The organism is Planococcus sp. RAB007_Raresut (genome assembly GCF_057369535.1).
The window spans coordinates 1-19,282 of sequence record NZ_JBXYIF010000006.1 but is presented as its reverse complement, the minus strand read 5'-3'; the positions used below and the strand labels follow the sequence as shown (position 1 = coordinate 19,282).

Genomic DNA, 19,282 nt, shown 5'->3' with positions numbered 1-19,282 from the left:
ATGAACAAAAAATGGTGGAAAGAAGCAGTTGCATATCAGGTTTATCCGAGAAGCTTCATGGATTCGAACGGCGACGGCATCGGAGATATCAATGGCTTAACGGCGAAACTGGATTATCTGAAGGAATTGGGCATTGACGTTATCTGGATCTGTCCCATGTATAAATCGCCGAATGATGACAATGGCTATGATATCAGTGATTACCAGGACATCATGGATGAGCTGGGAACGATGGAGGATTTCGACCGCCTTTTGGCGGAAGTGCACGCACGCGGCATGAAGCTGATTATCGACCTGGTCATCAATCATACAAGTGATGAGCATCCCTGGTTCCAGGAATCCCGCTCGTCACTTGATAATCCGAAGCGCGACTGGTATGTATGGCGCGACAAGCCGACAAACTGGAAAAGTATTTTCGGCGGACCGGCCTGGGAGTATGATGAAAAGACAGGGCAATATTATTTGCACATCTTCTCGAAGAAACAGCCGGATCTGAACTGGGAAAACGCGGAAGTGCGGAAAGCCTTATACGATATGGTCAACTGGTGGCTCGACAAAGGAATCGATGGATTCCGTGTGGACGCCATCAGTCATATTAAAAAAGACTTTACTGATCTCCCGATTGAAGAAGGCAAGCCTTATCTGCCTGCCTGGGAAAAAATGATGAATGTCGACGGCATTCAGCCGCTTCTTGCGGAATTGCGTGATGAGACCTTCTCAAAATACGATATTATGACAGTTGGGGAAGCGAACGGCGTATCCGCTGAAGACATCGAAGAATGGATAAGTGAAGAAAACGGGAAGTTCAATATGGTTTTCCAATTTGAAGATCTTGGCCTGTGGGAAGATGAAGTGAAGAAAGGCGTCAATGTACCCGAACTGAAAAAAATCCTGACACGCTGGCAGAAAGGTGTCGAAGGAATTGGCTGGAACGCACTGTTTATAGAAAACCACGATAGGCCGCGTGCGGTTTCGACTTTGGGCAATGATGGTATTTTCTGGCGGGAAAGTGCAACTTCACTCGCCTGTATGTATTTCTTCATGCAAGGCACACCGTTCATCTATCAGGGACAGGAAATCGGCATGACCAATGCTCCTTTTGAAAAGATCGAACAATTCAATGACGTCCAGACGCATAACCTTTATTTCTATAACCTTGCTGAAGGCATGGAACATGACGCGGTCATGACGCTGATCAAAGAAACAAGCCGGGACCACTCCCGCACTCCGATGCAATGGGACAACAGCCCGAATGCCGGTTTCTCTGAAAGCCAGCCTTGGATCTACACAAATCCTAACTACGAGTGGCTCAATGTTGAAGCGCAAAAACACAATCCCCATTCTGTGCTTTCCTTCTACAAGCAAATGATTGCATTGCGTAAGAAGATGGCCGTGCTTGTTTACGGCAGCTATGAGTTGAAGGAACTTGGGTTTGATGACGTTTATGCTTATTCACGCGAAGATGAGGATTCGAAAGTATTGATCGTTTCGAATCTCGGTCCGAATCGTTACCGCTGGAATGAACCGGAAAACCGCGGTCTGCTGATGTCGAATTACGAATCCGTTGACCCGGCAGAAATCCGCCCATATGAAGCGAGAGTCTACCAAATTAAATAAGCGAACAGAAAAAGGGCGGACCCGATGGGGTCTGCCCTTTTTACATTTTCGAAAAGATATCAATTTTTCGATCTTTATCAATGAAGCAGTGCAGCGATGCAGGAGCACCTCTTTGCCCTTCAACGCCTAATGCTTCATTCTGAATCTACTTATAATTACGGAGCCACTTCTATACGTAAATCAGATATAAGCGGATATGAGTTATAGAAAGCGAGCTGAGATATGGAGCAAAACAGCGAAGACTCCCAGGCGACTAAGCTCAGTGCGAGCAGCCAGGAAAGCGAAGCTGTTTTGCGGAATATCGGATACCTAGTTTTCTTTTTAAACACACTAGAGGAAAGACCGAATGGATCCAGTTTTTCTAAAATTAGTATCCTGGCTTCTCCAATAATTTAAAGATGTTGTTTTTATAATCCTCAACGCCCGGCTGGTCGAATGGGTTGATGTCCAGCAGGTACGCGCTGTATGCGCAGGAAATCATATAGAAATAAAACAGGTGGCCAAGATGGAACTCATCCATCTTTTCGATTGTCAGGCTCATTTGCGGAACGCCGCCGTCCAGATGTGCTGACGAAGTGCCTTTATAGGCAACGTGATTAAATTCCTGCAGCGTGATGCCGGCCAGGTAATTCAATTCGTCACCATCATTCTCCGCTTCGAATACTGTCAAATCTTCTTTGCTTTCCTTGATCAGCAGGAAACTCTCAAAAAGATTGCGGATGCCGTCCTGGATATACTGGCCCATTGAATGGAGATCAGTAGTGAATGATACGGAAGCAGGGAAGATGCCTTTGCCTTCTTTGCCTTCGCTTTCACCGAATAATTGCTTCCACCATTCCTGCACATAAGCCAATTTCGGTTCAAAAGTGGCCATGACTTCTGTGGTATAACCTTCTGAATAAAGGTGATGACGCGCAGCTGCATAACGGATGGCTGTGTTGGTTTCGGGATTGAATACCTGATAAGCCTCTTCCGCATCTTTTGCGCCGGCCATCAATTCTGACACTGAAAATCCGGCAGCGGCAATCGGCAGCAAGCCAACTGCAGTGAATACTGAATAACGTCCGCCTACATCTTCAGGTACGACAAATCGTTCGTAGCCATTTTCAATCGCCAGGTTGACCAGTGCGCCTTTCTCGGCGTCAGTCGTTACGATGATGCGTTCTGCGGCAGCTTCCCCGTAACGGTCTTCCATATATTTTTTCAGGAAGCGGAAGGCGAGCGCAGGCTCTGTCGTTTTTCCTGATTTCGAAATGACATTCACCATTACTTCCTTGCCATCGAGATGGGTAAGAAGCTGTTTCAGATATTCGCCGCTGACCTGATGTCCGGCAAACAGCACCTCGGTTTTTCTATCATCTTTATTGAAATAAGGCGAGAGAGCGGTCAATGCGGCTTTCGCGCCCAGATAGGATCCGCCGATGCCGATGACGACCAAGACCTCCGCTTTTTCCTGGATCACTTCGGCGGTTTTTTGGATGCGCTCCATAAATTCAGGCTGAACAGTGCTCGGCCAATCGAGCCATCCCAAAAAATCGGAACCTCTTCCTTCTTTATTGTATAAATTATCATGAATTTCCTTTAACGCGGCTTTTTTTCCGTCTGTCAAAACAGTTTCGAAAGACCCCGAATATGTAAACTCGATCATCTGAAAACTCCCTTTCCTTTTTCTCTCAAGTTTACCATATCCGGAGCTTCAATACCTTATGGCATATGCAAATAAAGAGAGTCTTTCATTTTAAAGGGAACCCATAATCTGGTAAGCTGATTATTAAGAAAGTGGGGGAAGAAATGAAAAAAACAATAATCGTACTTTTTATTTTGGCCATGGCTATTTTTCTTTCCGGCTGCCAAGAACAAGTGACGCCGGAAGACCGGTTAGCTGAATACATAGAACACTGGAATAATCTCGAATTTGGAGAGATGTATGAAAAATATTTGAATGAAGGAACGAAAGCGGCTTACGGAACGGATGAATTCATTGACCGCCAGCAGAAACTTCATGAAGACCTTGGCATAGAGAACCTTGAAGTGACTTTTACGGAAGCTCCGGAAGATACTGAATGGGAACAGGAACAGCCGGCTGATTTTCCGGTGCAGGTGTCAATGGATACACTAGCGGGTCCAGTGGAATTTGAAGAAACCATGACTCTTCTGTATGAAGAAACGGAAGAAGCGGGAAATTGGTTTGTCGAGTGGACGCCTTCTTTCATTTTCCCGCAGCTTGAAGCCGGTGATCCGGTGCGCATCAGCAGGCAGGCTGCAGCGAGAGGGGAGTTGTATGACCGCAACGATCAGCCGCTCGCCGTCAATGGCACCGGCAGGTCAATCGGAGTTGTGCCTGAGAAATTCACAGATGCCGCTGATAAAGAACAGCTCGCAGAATTGCTCGGCATGTCTGTTGAAGAAATCGATCGCCAATTGGACCAGGGCTGGGTGCAGAATAACCTGAGCCAATTCGTGCCACTCAGCAAAACATCGAATGACAACACGGAATTGCTTGAACAGGTGTTGGAAATCCCTGGCACCATGCATCAGGAAACCGCTATGCGTGAATATCCATATGGTGAAGCCTTGTCACATTTGATCGGTTACATCGGTCCGATTACGGCTGAGCAGTTGAGTGAGCTGCAGGAACAGGGTTATACGGAAAATGATATGATCGGCCGGCAAGGGCTCGAACGCCAATTGGAAGATCGGCTGCGCGGTGAAGATGGCATGCGCATCTATATCGACAAAGAGCAGGAACAGATCACAGTCGCAGAAAAGCAGGCTGTGGACGGGAAAAAAATCCAATTGACCATCGATGCTGAATTGCAGCAGATTGCTTATGAATCGATGGATGGTGAAGCGGGAACATCTGCAGCTGTCAATCCGGAAACTGGTGAAACGCTGGTGCTTCTAAGTTCACCGGGTTTTAATCCAAACGAATTCATGTTGGGCATGAGCGGTGAACGCTACGAGGAACTAAAAGCGGATCCTTTGCTGCCGCTTTATAACCGGTTTGCACAAAGTTATGCCCCGGGATCGACGATCAAACCGGTTACAGCGGCAATCGGGCTTGAAGCAGGAACGCTCGATCCATCGGAAGGGCTGACAATCGACGGAGAAACATGGCAAAAAGATGATTGGGGCGGCTACGAGGTGACGAGAGTCCATCCGGAAGCACCCAATCCGATTGATTTGAATAAGGCGCTTGTTTATTCGGATAATATCTATTTTGCGCGACAAGCGCTGGAAATGGGAAGAAGCACGTTAGTGGAAGGATTGGAAAACTTTGCTTTTGGCGAAGAGATCCCGTATCCGCTTGCTCTGCAGTCTTCGCAAATTTCGAATGACGGAACACTCTCTTCTGAAGGACAACAAGCAGACACCTCATTTGGCCAGGGGCAGATGCTGGCGAATATCCTTCATCTGGCTTCTGTTTATCAGCCGTTTCTGACAGACGGCGTCATGCACAAACCGACGCTGCTGCTTGAAGAAGAAGATGCGCAAATCTGGAAGGACGGATTGCTTTCAGCAGAGAATGCGGAAATTCTTCGCACCGATTTGCGGAACGTGGTAGTTGATGGATTCGCGCAAGAGGCGAATCTTGAAAGCATTCCGCTGGCCGGCAAAACCGGTACCGCTGAACTGAAGGCAGCTGGCGAAGAAAGCGGACAGGACAATGGGTTCTTCATTGCTTACGATTCCGCAAATCCTGAATTCATAATCGCCATGATGGTGGAAGATGTGGGAGACAATGACGGCAGCACCTATGTAGCCGGCATGGTCGGTGAGACATTCGAACAGTTTTACGAATAAAACAGGAATCGCCATCTTAGTATAGGATGGCGATTTTTTATTATTATAGAAGAAACTTAAATTAAATCCTTGCTTTTATCAAAAACACGCTATAAAAGCAGGTTTTTTTATGTCTTCAGAGAATACTATATTCAAGAGAGTGTTAGTTCGATTTTGACTGATAAAGTGTCGGGAAAGAAGGGGGAAAGTGTGAAAAAGACTTGGTGGAAAGAAGCGGTGGTCTATCAGATTTATACAAGGAGCTTCAGGGATACAAGCGGAGATGGTGTTGGCGATTTGAATGGCGTCACTGAAAAGCTTGATTACCTGCAAAGCTTGGGAGTGGATATTCTTTGGCTTTGCCCGATGTATAAGTCTCCGAATGTCGACAACGGGTATGATGTCAGCGATTACCGGGATATCATGGATGAGATGGGCACAATGGAAGACTTTGATCGCATGCTGGAAGAAATTCACTCACGGGGGATGAAGCTGATTTTAGACCTTGTCTTGAACCATACGAGTGATCAGCATCCCTGGTTTCACGAATCTAAATCGTCCAAGGATAACCCAAAACGAGACTGGTATATTTGGCGGGACAAGCCGACCAATTGGGAAAGTATATTCGGGGGGCCGGCCTGGACATTCGATCCTAAAACCAATCAGTATTACCTACATCTCTACACCAAAAATCAGGTGGATCTGAATTGGGAGAACCCGGAAGTTCGGCGGGAGCTGTACGATATGATCCTTTGGTGGATTGAGAAAGGCGTAGATGGTTTCCGAGTGGATGCCATAAATCACCTCAAAAAAGATTTAACGGATATGCCAAATCCCGAAGGCAAAAATTATGTGCCGGCATGGAGGAAAATGACGAATGTTGAGGGCATACAGGATTTTCTTAAGGAATTACGCGATGAGACGTTTGCGAAATATGATGTTGTTACAGTGGGGGAAGCGAATAGTGTCAGAGCCCATGAATTAGCGGAATGGATCAGTGAAGATGACGGGAAATTCAATATGATTTTCAGTCTGGAGGCACACGAAAATTGGGATCCGGATCTTGATCCAGACCATAATGTAATGACGCTGAAAAAAATTTTGGACAGGTGGCAGCAAAGCGCACAGGGGATTGCATGGAATTCTTTGTATCTTGAAAATCATGACCGCCCAAGGACTGTCTCGACTTGGGGCAATGATCAAAACTATTGGAGAGAAAGTGCTGCCGCCCTTGCCTGCATGTATTTCTTTATGCAGGGAACGCCATTCATCTATCAAGGACAGGAAATCGGTATGACAAATGTGCCGTTTGACGATATTGAAAGTTACCGGGATGTTGAAACGAAAAACTTCTACCGGTACAAACGCAATCAAGGGATCCCGCATGATGAGTTGATGGCAACAATCAAAAAAATCAGCCGTGACCATGCCCGTACTCCGATGCAATGGCATAACGGGATGAATGCTGGTTTTACCGAAGGCGAACCTTGGATTGATCTGAATCCAAATTACAAATGGCTGAATGTTGAAGCCCAGAAAGCGGATGACCTATCGATTCTGTCTTTTTATAAGAAAATGATTGTTTTGCGCAAGAGCCGGGAATGCCTTTTATATGGCAGCACAAAACTTGCTGAAACCGATTGTCCCGACGTATACGCATATATCCGTGAATATGAAAATACACGGATTCTTGTGGTATCCCATCTGGACAGCGACGGCTGCTACTGGTCGCTGAAGGAAAAGGGACAGCTTCTGCTGGCCAACTACCAGTCGTTTATTGACGGAAGACTGCAGCCCTATGAAGCCCGTGTTTATTTATTGGAATAAAAGCGGGATGAAAAGCTGGAAAATGGAGGAGAGAAGCGATTGTATTATAAGGAACAATATGTATTTAAAGGCGAACAAATTTCAAAAGCGATTATCCGGAATTACCGTGAAGAAGATTTCGGCGCATTGATCAACATTCAAAGAGAATGCTTTCCACCGCCGTTTCCGGATGATCTGCTATGGAACCCGGAACAATTGTCCAGCCATCTGGCACATTATCCGGAAGGTGCGCTGTGCATCGAAATCGACGGGGAACTGGCGGGTTCATTGACTGGGATGTTAATGGATCTTGATGAAGATTCGTCTTCGCACAACTGGGAACAAGTGACGGATAGCGGATATATCAGAACACATGAACCAGAAGGAAAGAGCTTTTATATAGTGGATATCGGTATCAGGCCATCGTACCGGAAAATGGAACTCGGCAAGCTCTTGCTCCAAGCGGCTTATGAACGCGTAATTGAAGACCGACTGGAGCGGGTGATTGGCGGCGGCCGTATGCCAGGATATAAACGCGTTTCAAACGACATGACTGCTGAACAATATGCCGAGAAAGTTTTGGCAGGCGAACTCAAAGATCCGGTCATCACTTTTCTGATGCGCAGCGGCCGAACGCCGGTTGGATTGGTGAAGGATTATCTGGATGATGAAGATTCGGGGAATTACGCTTTATTGATGGAATGGAAAAATCCTTTTGTTCCGCATGATGGGAAATAAAGGCCGGAAAATTGGAAAAGGGACGCTCCCGATATCTTATCGAGGCGCCCCTTTGTTTGTTTTAAGGTAACATTTATATAGCTTGATTCAATTTTTCAACCCTTCAAAAAGGGGAATCATTTCCGTTGAAAGTATTTGCTTTCAGTGCCGCGGTCAGTGTTCCACTGGGTGCTTTCTAACTTAAGCAACGTAAACCCTACCTTCTTTTACGTCCTTGCGATCCTCAAATCGCGCCAGTGTGAATAAGTATTCTCAAAAACATTAATGTAGAATGCCAGATTATCAAATATACCAGTTACCTCTGTGTTAACTTAAATATTATTGCACACTTAGCATATTTTTGTCAAATCAGAATCGTTTAATCTGGAAGGTAATTGGCTTTCGTTTTTGAAATGGGTCTAATAGGGTATAATTAATTGAACTTATGAAAAGCGGAAGAAGGAGATCATATGCAAAATACGAACTATGCGGATGACAGTCTGGCTCTGCACACCGATTTATACCAAATCAATATGGTGGAAGCCTATTGGGCGGATGGCATGCATGAACGGAAAGCGGTATTTGAGCTATTTTTCCGGAAATTGCCGTTCGGCAACGGCTATGCCATTTTTGCCGGCTTGGAGCGGGTGCTGGAGTACCTCAGAAACTTTAAATTCTCGGAGTCGGATCTTGCTTATCTAAAGGAAGTCGGCTACAAAGAAGATTTTCTGGCATATCTAAAAACCATCAAATTTACTGGAGATGTGCATTCCGTCGTGGAAGGTGAATTGGTTTTCCAGAACGAACCATTGATCCGCATCGAAAGCACATTGGCGGAAGCGCAATTGATTGAAACGGCTTTACTCAACATCGTCAATTACCAGACATTGATCGCCACTAAAGCCAGCCGCATCAAACAGATTGTCAAAGAAGACCGTGTCATGGAATTCGGCACACGGCGCGCTCAGGAAATGGATGCGGCAATTTGGGGTTCTCGCGCTGCTTTCATCGGCGGTTTGGAAGCGACAAGCAACGTCCGTGCAGGTAAACTCTTCGGCATACCGGTTGCAGGCACCCATGCCCACTCGATGGTACAGGCTTATAAAGATGAATACGAAGCTTTCCATGCTTATGCGAAGCGCCATAGAAAGTGCGTCTTCCTAGTGGATACATATGACACTTTAAAATCAGGTCTGCCAATCGCTATCCAGGTTGCCAAAGAACTTGGAGATCAAATCGACTTCCAGGGCATTCGTCTGGACAGCGGAGATATCGCATTCCTCTCTAAAGAAGCCAGAAAAATGCTGGATGAAGCAGGTTTCACGGATGCCGAAATCGTCGTATCGAATGATTTGGACGAATACACCATCCTGAACCTGAAAGCGCAAGGGGCGCAAGTCGACTCGTGGGGAATCGGCACAAAACTGATTACCGCCTATGACCAGCCTGCCCTTGGAGCAGTTTATAAAATCGTGGCAATTGAAAATGAAGAAGGACAAATGGAAGACACCATCAAGATTTCCGGAAATGCGGAAAAAGTCACTACACCCGGACTGAAAAAAGTTTATCGAATCATAGACAGGGAAAATGGGAAATCAGAAGGGGATTATATCACGATGGTCGACGAGAATCCGGAATCCGAAGAGCGTTTAAAAATGTTCCATCCGGTTCATACCTTCGTTTCAAAATTCGTCACCAATTTTGATGCGGTGAATATCCATACCCAGGTTGTGAAAGATGGCGAAATCACTTATGTTTACCCTTCAATCCAGGAAATCCAGGATTATTCCAAAAAGAACCTAGACCTGCTTTGGGACGAATACAAACGCTCGCTGAATCCTGAAGAATATCCAGTCGATCTCAGCCAGAAATGCTGGGACAATAAAATGCGCAATATCCAGGAAGTACGTGATTCAATTCAAAGCTTCTCAAAACGATAGGAGGATTTTACATGACAGAACTGCAGCAGCAAATCATTGAAGAAATGAAAGTTCAGCCAGAAATCAATCCGCAAAAAGAAATAGACCGAACTATTTCATTCCTGAAAGAATATTTGAAGAAACACCCTTTCCTTGAAGGATACGTACTCGGTATTTCAGGCGGTCAGGATTCGACACTGGTTGGAAAAATGGCGCAAATGGCCGTCGATCAGTTGAATGAGGAAACCGGAAGCGATAAATACGGCTTCTACGCAGTCCGCCTGCCATACGGAGAACAATTCGATGAACACGATGCGCAGGATGCATTGAAATTCATCAATCCGACAAAAACCTATACCATCAATATCAAAGAAGCTGTCGACGCAAGTGACCGCGCTTTGGAAGAAGCGGGTATTGAATTGACGGATTTCATCAAAGGCAATGAAAAAGCGAGAGAGCGCATGAAAGCCCAGTATTCTGTAGCGGCGATGCACAATGCTGTCGTTCTCGGAACGGATCATGCAGCGGAGGCGATCACCGGTTTCTATACCAAACACGGTGACGGCGCAGCGGATCTCACTCCTCTTTTCCGTTTCAATAAAAGACAAGGCAAGCAATTGCTGAAGGAATTGGGAAGCCCGGAACATCTATATAACAAAATTCCGACTGCTGATTTGGAAGAAGACAAGCCGGCAATTCCGGATGAAGTGGCACTCGGCATCACCTATGACATGATCGACGACTATCTGGAAGGCAAGAAGATACCGGATGAAGCACGTGAAAAACTGGAAGGCTATTATTTGAAGACGCAGCATAAACGCAAGCTTCCTATTACGGTCTTCGACGATTTCTGGAAATAAATATTAAAGATGAAAAGTCCTTCAAGCGAAGGGCTTTTCTTTATGAGAAAATACCTGTCCCGGGTTACTGCATAGTTGAGTTATTACTCATAATTCGTTATGCTAATGAGTAAGAATGTGACAATTCAAAATATTTTTTGTCACCCATTGGGGGAAAAGATGATGAATCCAAAAGATCAATTAAACAAAGTTATTGATAATATCGAGAAAGTTATAATCGGCAAGCGTGATATCGCCGAATTGAGTATGGTGGCAATGCTGTCCCACGGCCATGTTTTACTGGAAGATGTGCCGGGTGTCGGTAAAACCATGCTGGTAAGGGCGTTGGCGAAATCAGTCGGCGCGGATTTTAAACGTATACAGTTCACTCCGGATTTATTGCCTTCAGATGTAGTCGGCGTTTCAATCTATAATCCGAAAGATATGGAGTTCAATTTCCGCCCGGGTCCAATTATGGGCAATATCATTTTAGCCGATGAAATTAACCGTACTTCCCCGAAAACACAATCTTCTTTGCTAGAAGCAATGGAAGAAGCTTCCGTTACCATCGATGGTGTCACTATGCAGATTCCCAAACCATTTTTTGTTATGGCCACACAGAATCCGATTGAATATGAAGGAACTTATCCACTGCCGGAAGCGCAATTGGATCGTTTTCTCCTGAAAATTAAAATGGGCTATCCTACTTCAAAAGAAGAGATGGAAGTCTTGAACCGTTCACAGCTTTCCGTTCCGATTGAGGAATTGCAATCAGTCATTACTCTTGAAGAATTGCTTGAATTACAGCGCGAAGCCAAGAATGTAAAAGTGGATGAGACAATTCGCAGCTATATCGTCGACCTTGCGCGCCAAACACGAAGTGATCCATATGTTTATTTGGGGGTGAGTCCCCGCGGTTCCATTGCGTTGATGAAGTCGGCGCAGGCATATGCTTTATTGCGTGGGCGCGATTTTGTGACGCCGGATGATGTCCAGTATTTAGCGAAATTCGTCTTTGGCCACCGCATCATGTTACGCTCCGAAGCCCGTTATGACGGAATTTCAGCTGAAGAAATCACTGAGCGCATCTTGACCAAAACAAAAGTGCCTGTCCAAAGGCTAGTCGGCCAATGAAACAAATAAAAAAAGCCCTGGCATTATGGGGAAGAATAATTTTTGTGATATTCATACTGTTGCTTACATTTTCATTTGCGATGTTCCAGGGCGGTTTCGTCAGCTGGTTCATCTTTTATATGGCTTTGCCGTTTGTGCTTTATTCGCTGATGCTGGTTTTTTACCCGCTTCAGGATATTGAAATATCCCGCCAAATTCATACAACGCAAATCAGAAGAGGCCAAAAGTATTCCGCAACAGTCCATTTCAAGCGAAAATTGTCATTTCCTCTTCTATATACAGTTCTGACCGAAAAAACGAATTCCATCGCATTGAGAAAACGGAACCCTGGCGATAACCGGACAATGTTTTTGCCCGGCTTCCGCAAATCCCATACGTGGCGCTATGAAATTGATGATATGCCGAGAGGCGAGCACGTGCTGGAAGGAATTGAACTGGAAGTTGCTGATTTTTTTGGCTGGACCAAAAAAACAAAAATGTTTCCATTGAAACAAACGATTCTTGTGTATCCAAAAACGCATGATATTCCGTACCGTGCACTTGAATCCAGTTACGATCAAGGAGCGATGGCTGCTCCCCATACTTTGGTGAAGGATACGACCATGGCTACAGGAATCCGCGATTATCAGCCCGGTGATCGGGTTTCATGGATCCACTGGAAGTCATTTGCGCGGACACAAACCTTGCGCACCAAGGAATTCGAAGACAGGCAAGCCGAAGATTTATTTTTGCTGGACGACCGGAAGCCTTCCGATAAATTTGAATTGCAGGTTGAACTCACAGCTTCATTATTGCAGTCAATCATCAGAGCTAATTCCAGCGTTGCCTATTTATCAATCGGCAGCAGCCTTGATTCGTTTCCAGTAATCCATTCGGAGAGCCATTTGCAGCGTGTGATGTATCACTTGACGAAAGTGCTGCCGGATCTTGATCGCCCCGCTGAAGAAGTCGTAAGCAGAGATCTTCAGCAAATACGGGCGACCACGATAATATACGTTACAACGAAATTGACTGTGGAAATGGTTGAAGCAATTCGTAGAAATGTCAAAAATTTAAATACATGCATGTGTCTTGTGCTGGCCAATACAAGTGAGAAATTTAGCAAAGCGGATGAAGCCGCTCATCAATTCGCAATTTCAAAAGGGTTTATCGTAAAACTTGTAGCACCGGAGAATTTCGCTTCGGTCTTTACGGAGGTGGGCCGCAAATGAATTCCATTCGAAAAAATAAGGTATTCATGGCGATTCTGTATATTTTGGTTTTCCTCTTGTTGGCGGAATGGCTTACTCCGGTCATCACCTTGACCGATACAGGCCATAAACCGCTGTTTCTGATTTTTATCGCTGTCAGCTTGCTTATGGCATTTTTGCAGGTGCATTGGTCCATAGCCGCAGGCGTGAAAATACTATACATCATGTGGTTTCTCATCTATGTGTATACCGAAGCCACTATTTTCTCATTTGAAGCCCTTGGGTTTATCCTTTCTGATTTGCAAATAAATATAGCAGCATTGTTTGCGCAGGACTGGGCACAAACTACAGATATCTTCAGGACGGTACTATTCTTCAGCTTATTATGGATGGCCGTATACCTGATCCATTATTGGGTCAGTTTCCGTTTGAGCATCTTCCTGTTTTATATTTTGACGGTAATCTTTATTGCGGTGCTCGATACATTCAGTCCTTATAATGGTGATACCGCGATTATCCGTATTATGGTCGTCGGCTTGATGCTTGCAGGGCTGCTTCATTTGGCAAGATGGATGGAAGGGCACCGGATCAATGAAACGATCGAGCGTTTAGCAGGTTTCATTATCCCGTTGTTTGTCATGGTTGCCGTTTCTACAGCGCTTGCACTCTATTTGCCGAAAGCAGGGCCGCTATGGCCAGATCCGGTTCCTTATATCACTTCTTTTTCCGGAGAAGGCGGACCGGGGCCTGCTGCAGTAGGGCGAATTGGATATGGAGTAGATGATTCCGAACTGGGTGGGTCATTTCTTGGAGATGACACACCTGCGTTCCGCGCTGAAGTGGAAGATGGACAGTACTGGAAAGTCGAAACGAAAGACACTTATACAACCAAAGGGTGGGAATTGAGTGAACCCGCCAGCGAACCGGTTCTTTACAGTAACGGTGATCTTATCGAAACAGAGTTTGAGCCGGGATCTGAAGACGAATCACAGAATGCAATACTTGAAATGGAACAGGATTTTCCGTTTGTCCTATACCCATATGGTATTGAATCCATTCAGATGGAAGGCGAATTCCGCTACAGTTACTCTTCAGTCGACCAGAAAATAGAGCCATTATTAAGTGGAGCCCCATATGAGCCGAATGCTGTAGAACTTCAATTCAATGAACCGACATACAGTTTGACAGGGCTTCGGGAGACGACGGTTGATAAATTGGCTGAGTTGCCGCCTGAATTTGACCGTTACAAACAGTTGCCGGATGAATTGCCGCAGCGTGTCAGAGATTTGGCAGTGGAGATCACGATGAATTCTGAAACTGTCTACGATAAAACACGCGCAGTTGAAGATTATTTTGAAAGAAATGATTTTGAATATAGCCTGACGAATATACCAGTGCCGGAAGAAGACCAGGATTATGTCGATCAATTTTTATTCGAAACCAAACGCGGCTATTGTGACAATTTTTCCACATCCATGGTAGTGTTGCTGCGCAGTTTGGACATTCCTGCCCGTTGGGTGAAAGGGTTTAACGAAGGAGTGCAAGTGGACAGCGATAGTGAAACTGAAATATACGAAGTCACTAACAATAATGCGCATTCCTGGGTGGAAGCTTATATGCCTGGTGTGGGATGGATGTTGTTTGAACCGACGATCGGTTTCACTGGATCTTCACAGATAGATTTTGACTTGGACATCGAAACTTCAGACCCTGAAGAACAGGAATTGCTTGAACGCCCGCAACAGCCGGAGCTTGAAGAAGAAGATGAAGCTGCAGCTGCCGCTTCGGGATCAGATGGTCCGGGTCTATGGGATCGGATAGGTGATTTCGCAGCAGAAAACAAAGTTTCAATTTTCTTGGGTATGGCAGCATTTATCTTTTTGGCAATCGTGTTGTTTTTGAAGCGGCAAAGATGGCTGCCCAAAATTCTGGTGCCTTATTACCGCAGAAGAAACGGTAAACAAACCTTTGAAAAGGCTTATCTCCGTTTGCTGAAGCAATTGGATCTCTACGGCATCAAAAGGGAAGATGGCCAGACATTGATGTCTTATGCCAGATATATCGACTCTTTCTTCGGAACCAAGGAAATGACACGTTTGACAGCTTCCTATGAGCAATCCATCTATGGCGGCCGTCCAGAAACTGTTGAATGGCGCGAATTGAAGGAAAGTTGGGAAAACTTAATCAATCGCACAAGCAGTTGATTTTGCCGGGGCTAACTTGTACAATTGAGAAAATTATAAGTACAGGTGCCCTCATATATGTCCGGTGATATGGATCGGATGTCTCTACCAAGTCTCCGGAAATGACTTGACTATGAAGGCGGATGCCGCATGCGTATTTTTGCATGGGGCTTCGCCTTTTTGATGTAGAGCAAAAGAACGCGAGGAGCTTTTTCGCGTTCTTTTATTATTTGTGCCGCCTGAAATCGATCAGAAGAGGTGAAGGTTTTGCCAGTCAGTCCAATGTTAAAAGAACAAAGTAAAATCGTCGTATTAGATTTCGGCAGTCAGTATAACCAGTTGATCACTCGCCGCATCCGTGAACTTGGCGTCTATAGTGAACTCCATCCACACACGGTTACCGCTGAAGAAATTAAAGAAATGAACGCTACCGGCATCATTTTTTCCGGTGGTCCGAATTCGGTCTATGATAAGAATGCTTTTTCCATCGACGATGCGATTTTTGAAATGGGTCTTCCGATTTTAGGAATTTGTTACGGCATGCAATTGATGGCTTTGCACTTGAAAGGCGACGTCAAAAAAGCGCAGAACCGTGAATACGGCAAAGCGGAATTGAAATTGGTGAAGGAAAGCACATTGTTCTCCGGAATGCCTGAAGAACAGATCGTATGGATGAGCCACGGGGACCTGGTAACAGAAGCGCCTCCTGGTTTCGATGTTATCGGTACAAGTGCAGGCTGTCCGATTGCATCGATGGCTGATGAATCCAGAGGTTTCTACGGTGTCCAATTCCACCCGGAAGTTCGCCATTCAATCTATGGCAATGAATTGCTTCGTCAATTTGTATTCGAAATCTGCGGCATGAAGGCGGACTGGTCGATGGAAAACTACATCGAACTCGAAATCGAAAAAATCCGCGAAGAAGTCGGAGACAAAAAAGTTCTCTGCGCATTAAGCGGCGGAGTGGATTCTTCGGTTGTTGCAGTATTGATACACCGGGCAATCGGAGATCAGCTGACTTGCATGTTCGTCGACCACGGCCTGCTTCGCAAAGGCGAAGCGGAAAGCGTCATGAAAACTTTTGCTGACGGTTTTAATATGAACGTTATCAAAATCGACGCGCGCGACCGTTTCATGAACAAACTTGCAGGCGTGACTGACCCTGAACAAAAACGTAAAATCATCGGAAATGAATTCATCTATGTTTTTGATGATGAAGCTTCCAAACTCGAAGGTATGGATTTCCTGGCACAAGGAACTTTATATACGGATATTATCGAGAGCGGCACGACGACTGCCCAGACGATCAAATCACATCACAATGTCGGCGGGCTTCCAGACGACATGCAATTCAAATTGATTGAACCGCTGAATACTTTGTTTAAAGATGAAGTGCGCGTTCTTGGCACAGAACTTGGTATGCCTGATGAAATCGTCTGGCGCCAGCCATTCCCGGGTCCGGGACTAGGCATCCGGATTATGGGAGCGGTCACTGAAGAAAAACTTGAAATCGTCCGCGAATCTGATTGGATTCTGCGTGACGAAATCAGCAAAGCGGGTCTGGACCGTGACATCTGGCAATACTTCACGGTGCTTCCTGATATCCGCAGCGTCGGTGTCATGGGCGATGCGCGCACTTACGATTACGCAATCGGAATTCGCGCGGTTACTTCGATAGACGGTATGACTTCGGACTGGGCCCGTATTCCTTGGGACGTCCTTGAGAAGATCAGCGTAAGGTTGGTCAACGAAGTGGATCATATCAATCGTGTGCTTTATGACATCACGAGCAAGCCGCCAGCAACTATTGAATGGGAATAAAAGCTTAATCCCGAACTAAATGTTATATTTTTTATTTAATGTTCGTGATTTGTCTTGTTAGCTTCTAAAAGATGTGTTATTCTACAATAGAAATTAAATAACGCTGTCGTATAATGTCGGGGATATGGCCCGAAAGTTTCTACCGAGTTACCGTAAATGACTCGACTACGATTTAAGTTACGTTCCCATCTTTTTAAAGGGAGTCGGACTTTTTCTGAAATAATTATTTCAGGAATTTAAAATCGAAGGGCGCATACGGCATTTTGCTGTGTGCGTCCTTTTGTTTTAACTGCATTTTGCGGCAGCACGCGGAGGAAAATGAAAAAATGAAGAAATATTTTCAGTTTGAAGAGCTTGGCACAAATTACCGCAGGGAATTTATTGGCGGTTTAACAACCTTCTTGGCAATGGCTTATATCCTGGTAGTCAATCCGTTGACACTGACTTTGGCTTCAGTGCCTGACCTGCCGGATTCGATGCGTATGGATTACGGGGCTGTCTTTATGGCTACGGCTTTGGCTGCTGCACTTGGCTCAATATTAATGGGAGTTCTTGCGAAATACCCCATAGCTCTAGCGCCGGGAATGGGATTGAATGCATTCTTCGCCTATACTGTCATCTTGACGTATGGGATTCCTTGGCAGACTGCCTTAACAGGAGTGCTATTTTCGGGGGTAATTTTTATCCTCTTAACGTTAACTGGCGTTCGTGAAACGATTATTAACGCAATTCCAGCAGAATTGAAATATGCAGTGGGTGCTGGGATCGGCCTTTACATCACTTTCATTGGTCTTCAAAATGCTGAGATTATTGTTGGCAATCCGGACACAATGGTAGGGATCGGTGATTTGACGAATCCTTCCACCTTACTTGCTATTTTCGGTTTATTTGTAACTGTCATCTTCATGGTTCGTGGATTTAAAGGCGGTATCTTCTTTGGGATTCTTATTGCCGCTGTTGTAGGAATGATTTTTGGCGTTGTTAATTTACCGAGTGCTGTTATTGATTTAAATGTTCCAAGTATGGACAAAACATTCGGTGTGGCACTTGAACCAATCTTCAATGATTTCGGATCTCTGATGACTATAGAATTTCTAGTCGTGGTTTTAACTTTCCTGTTTGTCGATTTCTTTGATACTGCCGGAACTTTAGTAGCTGTTGCAAACCAGGCCGGCTTGATGAAAGACAATAAATTGCCTAGAGCAGGCAAAGCTCTTCTCGCTGATTCAATCGCGACTGTAGGGGGAGCAATCTTCGGGACGTCGACCACTACTTCATATATTGAATCTACTTCTGGAGTTGCAGCTGGAGCGCGCTCAGGATTTGCTTCCGTAGTCACCGGTGTTCTGTTCCTTGTAGCGATTCTTTTTTATCCGCTGCTTGAAGTTATCACGAGTGCGGTCACTGCACCGGCGTTGATAATAGTAGGTGTACTGATGGTGTCTTCTCTGGGATTGATTGACTGGAGCCGTTTTGAAATTGCTGTTCCTGCATTCCTGACAATGATTGCTATGCCATTGGGCTATAGCATCGCGACGGGAATTGCAATCGGATTTATCTTCTATCCAATTACAATGATTGCCGCAGGAAAAGGAAAGCAGGTTCACCCGATCATGTACGGGCTGTTTGTAATATTTATTCTGTATTTCATTTTCCTTGCTTAAATTAAGTTAAGTCCGCCAAAAATTTGGCGGACTTTTTCTTTGGTGATATTTATATAGAAGAAAGGCGAGTTTCTTAATTTTAAAAGCAGGGCAAAAAATAATTGGTGGTTTTTCTTAAATCCATTAAACATGGAGCGGGAAATAAGAATAGGCTAACTGCTTACTTGTATTATGCTGTTAGTAACCTTGAGTGGATTATAGGGAGAAGGAAGGCGCTGAATTGCAAGAATTTAAAACTTCGACATTGCTTTGCATGTAAAGGAAATTATTCCTTTCAAAGTTGTAACTTTATTGTAATTTCATTGTGAGAAAATTCTGTTATAATTAATGCAGTGACACTCTAAAGAAACTTTAATTTTTTTGTTGACATGTTAATTGTCAGCTGGTATATTAATAAAGTCGCCAATGAGCGCGGCGTTAAATTTCAAACTTGAACCTTGAAAACTGAACAGCAAAACGTCAACAGAAATGTTTGGAGCGCTTAGCGCGACAAACAATTATGCGATGGCCGCGCAAGCGGTCGGAGCAAACTTACTGATCAGCACTTGTGCAGATCAAAGCGAATCGCGCTGTCTTCGGACAGGCGATGCGCCAGCAAGTATTTGAGCA

General features: G+C 45.0%; 12 protein-coding genes and 2 riboswitches. Of the genes, 11 read left to right on the top strand and 1 reads right to left on the bottom strand.

Annotation, left to right across the window (positions count from 1 at the left end; translation table 11 throughout):
* Entirely contained in the window at positions 1–1,617 is a 1,617-nt protein-coding gene (locus tag AC2Q9J_RS12830) for an alpha-glucosidase (protein WP_499040498.1), read from the top strand.
* 367 nt (positions 1,618–1,984) lie between these two features.
* Here AC2Q9J_RS12830 and AC2Q9J_RS12825 read toward each other — a convergent pair whose 3' ends face one another.
* Positions 1,985–3,265 carry a glucose-6-phosphate isomerase gene (locus tag AC2Q9J_RS12825; protein WP_101801371.1) on the bottom strand — a complete coding sequence of 427 codons (1,281 nt, stop codon included), beginning with the start codon at positions 3,263–3,265 and terminating at the stop codon, positions 1,985–1,987.
* A gap of 143 nt (positions 3,266–3,408) precedes the next feature.
* Here AC2Q9J_RS12825 and AC2Q9J_RS12820 point away from each other — a divergent pair, with 143 nt between their 5' ends.
* The 10 genes from AC2Q9J_RS12820 to AC2Q9J_RS12775 all read left to right on the top strand — a co-directional run bounded on the left by AC2Q9J_RS12820 (position 3,409) and on the right by AC2Q9J_RS12775 (position 18,673).
* Positions 3,409–5,421, top strand: a complete 2,013-nt coding sequence (locus AC2Q9J_RS12820) for a penicillin-binding transpeptidase domain-containing protein (protein WP_499040496.1) — start codon at positions 3,409–3,411, stop codon at positions 5,419–5,421.
* 189 nt (positions 5,422–5,610) lie between these two features.
* Entirely contained in the window at positions 5,611–7,227 is a 1,617-nt protein-coding gene (locus AC2Q9J_RS12815) for a glycoside hydrolase family 13 protein (RefSeq protein WP_499040494.1), read from the top strand.
* Between the two features lie 39 nt (positions 7,228–7,266).
* Positions 7,267–7,944, top strand: coding sequence for a GNAT family N-acetyltransferase (locus tag AC2Q9J_RS12810; RefSeq protein WP_499040491.1), 678 nt, complete (start codon positions 7,267–7,269; stop codon positions 7,942–7,944).
* A gap of 449 nt (positions 7,945–8,393) precedes the next feature.
* Positions 8,394–9,863: a nicotinate phosphoribosyltransferase gene (locus tag AC2Q9J_RS12805; protein WP_499040489.1), complete on the top strand. Its 1,470-nt coding sequence runs from the start codon at positions 8,394–8,396 to the stop codon at positions 9,861–9,863.
* A gap of 11 nt (positions 9,864–9,874) precedes the next feature.
* The gene (gene nadE, locus AC2Q9J_RS12800) at positions 9,875–10,702 is read left to right on the top strand and encodes an NAD(+) synthase (protein ID WP_499040487.1); all 828 of its coding nucleotides are present in this window, start codon (positions 9,875–9,877) and stop codon (positions 10,700–10,702) included.
* A gap of 162 nt (positions 10,703–10,864) precedes the next feature.
* On the top strand, positions 10,865–11,815 hold the full coding sequence (locus tag AC2Q9J_RS12795; protein WP_499040485.1) for an AAA family ATPase: 951 nt from the start codon (positions 10,865–10,867) through the stop codon (positions 11,813–11,815).
* Positions 11,812–13,026 carry a DUF58 domain-containing protein gene (locus AC2Q9J_RS12790; protein WP_499040483.1) on the top strand — a complete coding sequence of 405 codons (1,215 nt, stop codon included), beginning with the start codon at positions 11,812–11,814 and terminating at the stop codon, positions 13,024–13,026. Before AC2Q9J_RS12795 ends, AC2Q9J_RS12790 begins: the two co-directional genes overlap by 4 nt.
* Positions 13,023–15,209, top strand: a complete 2,187-nt coding sequence (locus AC2Q9J_RS12785; protein WP_499040481.1) for a transglutaminase TgpA family protein — start codon at positions 13,023–13,025, stop codon at positions 15,207–15,209. The genes AC2Q9J_RS12790 and AC2Q9J_RS12785 overlap by 4 nt, the downstream gene beginning before the upstream one ends.
* 31 nt (positions 15,210–15,240) lie before the next feature.
* Positions 15,241–15,342, top strand: a riboswitch (purine riboswitch).
* A 128-nt stretch (positions 15,343–15,470) separates the two neighbouring features.
* Positions 15,471–17,009, top strand: coding sequence for a glutamine-hydrolyzing GMP synthase (gene guaA, locus AC2Q9J_RS12780; RefSeq protein ID WP_499041059.1), 1,539 nt, complete (start codon positions 15,471–15,473; stop codon positions 17,007–17,009).
* 86 nt (positions 17,010–17,095) lie between these two features.
* Positions 17,096–17,197: riboswitch (purine riboswitch) on the top strand.
* A gap of 138 nt (positions 17,198–17,335) precedes the next feature.
* Positions 17,336–18,673 (top strand): NCS2 family permease, encoded by a 1,338-nt coding sequence (locus AC2Q9J_RS12775; protein WP_499040479.1) that lies wholly within the window; start codon positions 17,336–17,338, stop codon positions 18,671–18,673.
* Positions 18,674–19,282 lie beyond the last annotated feature (609 nt).